2 protein-coding genes and 1 pseudogene are annotated in these 2,580 nt (G+C 69.7%); all 3 read left to right on the forward strand.

The annotated features are described in order from the left end of the window. Positions 1-307: pseudogene (locus JF597_RS54120) on the forward strand (IS701 family transposase); the annotation flags it as partial. A 72-nt stretch (positions 308-379) separates the two neighbouring features. Further along, positions 380-1,057, forward strand: a complete 678-nt coding sequence (locus JF597_RS54125) for a hypothetical protein (protein ID WP_266381732.1) — start codon at positions 380-382, stop codon at positions 1,055-1,057. 272 nt (positions 1,058-1,329) lie between these two features. Beyond that, positions 1,330-2,559, forward strand: a complete 1,230-nt coding sequence (locus tag JF597_RS54130; protein ID WP_294014469.1) for an FAD-dependent oxidoreductase — start codon at positions 1,330-1,332, stop codon at positions 2,557-2,559. Positions 2,560-2,580 lie beyond the last annotated feature (21 nt).

Genomic DNA, 2,580 nt, shown 5'->3' on the forward strand with positions numbered 1-2,580 from the left:
ACCCGCCTACTACCGCTGCCACTCGCCCGAACCGGGGCCCCTGACCACGCTGGTGCGAGTGGCTGGGTCCAGGTGCGAGTCGAGGAGTTCTTCCAGTCCGGAACGGGCCTGGCCGTCCTGGACGAGCACCAGGTGCGCCGCTACGCATCCTGGTCCCGCCGGGTCACCCTCGCCATGCTCGCGCGTGCCTTCCTGGCCGTCGTCCGCGCGGACGAACACGCCCGCAGCCCCATACCGGACGGCCACATACAGCTCACCTGCAATCGAGATCCAGCGCCTGTTCATCACGCTCGTGGTTGTGGCATGAAGGGCGGGATTTGCGGCACAGACGCCGCGGCGGGGTTGGCAGCGATGACCACCGTTCCTAGGCTCGGCTGCCATGACGGTTCTGATCACCGTGTGGGGAGCATCTCCCGGAGTCGGCAAGTCGACGCTGTGCGCCGGCCTGTCCCGATGGCTGGCCGATGCGGGACTGCGGGTGGACCACTTCCGCGAGGAAGAGATCTTGACCAGGCCGCAGTTCGCCCCGGTGGCTGAGGAGTTCAAGGCGACCGGCGCCGTCGACCTGGGGACGTTGATCGCAACAACTGCCGAGTTCGCTGACTCGGTTCTGGCGACCGGCGATGACGTGGTGATCGCGGACGCCCTGATGCCGTTCGTGCCGACCCTGCTGGCCATGGGACACGGCGAAGAGACGATCGACGCATTCATGACCGACCTCACCGAGGTGCTCGCGCCGCTCTGCCCGGTCATGGTCTTTCTCGATGGGAACGCCGAAGCTGCATTGTCCCGAGCAGCCAGGAGAGAAGGGCAGCAGTGGCTGGACTGGTATGTCGAGAAGCTCGCCCGCTCCGAGGTGAGCCCTCCAGTGGCTGACGTCGCGTCGGCGGTGAAGTACCTGCTGCGCGAGCGTGCGGTGACGCTCGACACCGTCGGCCGGCAGAACTGGGGACTCGTTGTGATCGAACCAGCGGATGGACTGCCGCCTGATGACGTGCTGCGGGTCGCGCAGCGGGCCCTACGGCCGTGGTTGGGCAGGCCCGCCCCACCTGAATAGGACGGACCCGGCAAGGTCGGCCGTGATGCGGTCCTTGCATCGGGCGATGGTCCAGTCGAGGTGTCCCGTACGTCGTCGACCTCGGTACGCCGAACATGTCGCGATCTGTTGGACGGTCTTCTCCCGCGCGTCGTAGAGCCGTTGGGCGAGCTCGGCCTGGCCCCCCACACCTGTGGAGTGATCTGGCTCACAGGCTGTCACAGCGCTCAGTCGCGCGGTGTCTTGAGGCCGAACCCCAATCACGGGGAGCAAGCGAGCCGACAGGAGCACTCATGAAGCACCGCATCGTCGTCCTCGGTGCCGGCTATGCCGGGTCCTACGTGGCCGGGACCCTGGCCCGTCGGCTGTCCCCGGCGGACACCGAGATCACCGTGGTCAACGCCGAGCCGGACTTCGTCCAGCGGCTGCGGCTGCACCAGCTCGCGGCCGGCCGGGAGATCGAGGCTCCACAGCTCACCGACGTCTTCGCAGGCACGGGAGTACAACTGCGCCTGGCCCGTGTCACCGCGGTCGACCCCGAGCGGCAAGTCGTCGCCGTGGCCGACGCCGACGGCGGCGGCGAGCTCGGCTACGACACGCTTCTCTACGCGCTCGGCAGCCACGGCGCCGACCACGGCGTCCCCGGCGTGGCCGAGCACGCCTTCGACGTCGCCCGTCGGCCCTCCGCGCTGCGCCTGCGCGAGCGCCTGGACAGCCTGGGCAGGCGGGACGAAGGCGGGAGTGTGCTGGTCGTGGGCGACGGGCTGACCGGCATCGAGACCGCCACCGAGATCGCCGAATCCCGGCCCGGCCTATCGGTGACGCTGGTCGCCCGCGGAGAGCTCGGCGCCCCGCTCTCCACCGGAGCCCGCAGCCACCTGCGCCAGGCCTGCGACCGGCTGGGCATCACCGTCCTGGAGCACACCAGCGTCGAAGCCGTCGAGGCGACGCGGGTGCTGTGCGCCGACGGCAAGGTCCTGGCGTCCGACGCGACCGTGTGGACGGCCGGGTTCACGGTCAGCCCCATCGCCGCCGCAGGCGGGCTGGAGGTCACCGAGAGCGGCCGGATCGTCGTCGACCGCACCATGCGGTCGGTCTCGCGCTCGAACGTCTACGCGGTCGGCGACAGCGCCTACGCCGTCGGCGACAACGGTCGGCCGCTGCCGATGTCCTGCGCTTCGGCCGGCTACACCGGCCGACAGGCCACGGACGCGATCGTGGGACGCCTGACGGGCGGCAAGGTCCCGAACACCAAGCTGGAGTACCTGGGCAACCACATCAGCCTCGGGCGGCGGGACGGGATCCTGCAGATGGTCGATGCCGAAGGGCGGGCAAAGCCGAAGTACGTGGGCGGCCGGAAGGCCGCGCGGATCAAGGCGGGCATCGTCAGGATGTCGCTGTGGGGCACCGCGCACCCGACCTTCGGCCTGCCCAAGCGCAAGCGCCGCCTGGCAGCCGCGCCGGATCTGTCCGTCGGGAAGACGGCCCGACCCCATGAAAACGGCGGAGCCACCTTTGGCTGAGAACACCGATGTCGTCGTGCG

The sequence above is a fragment of the Streptomyces sp. genome (genome assembly GCF_019510245.1).
Taxonomy (GTDB): domain Bacteria; phylum Actinomycetota; class Actinomycetes; order Streptomycetales; family Streptomycetaceae; genus Streptomyces.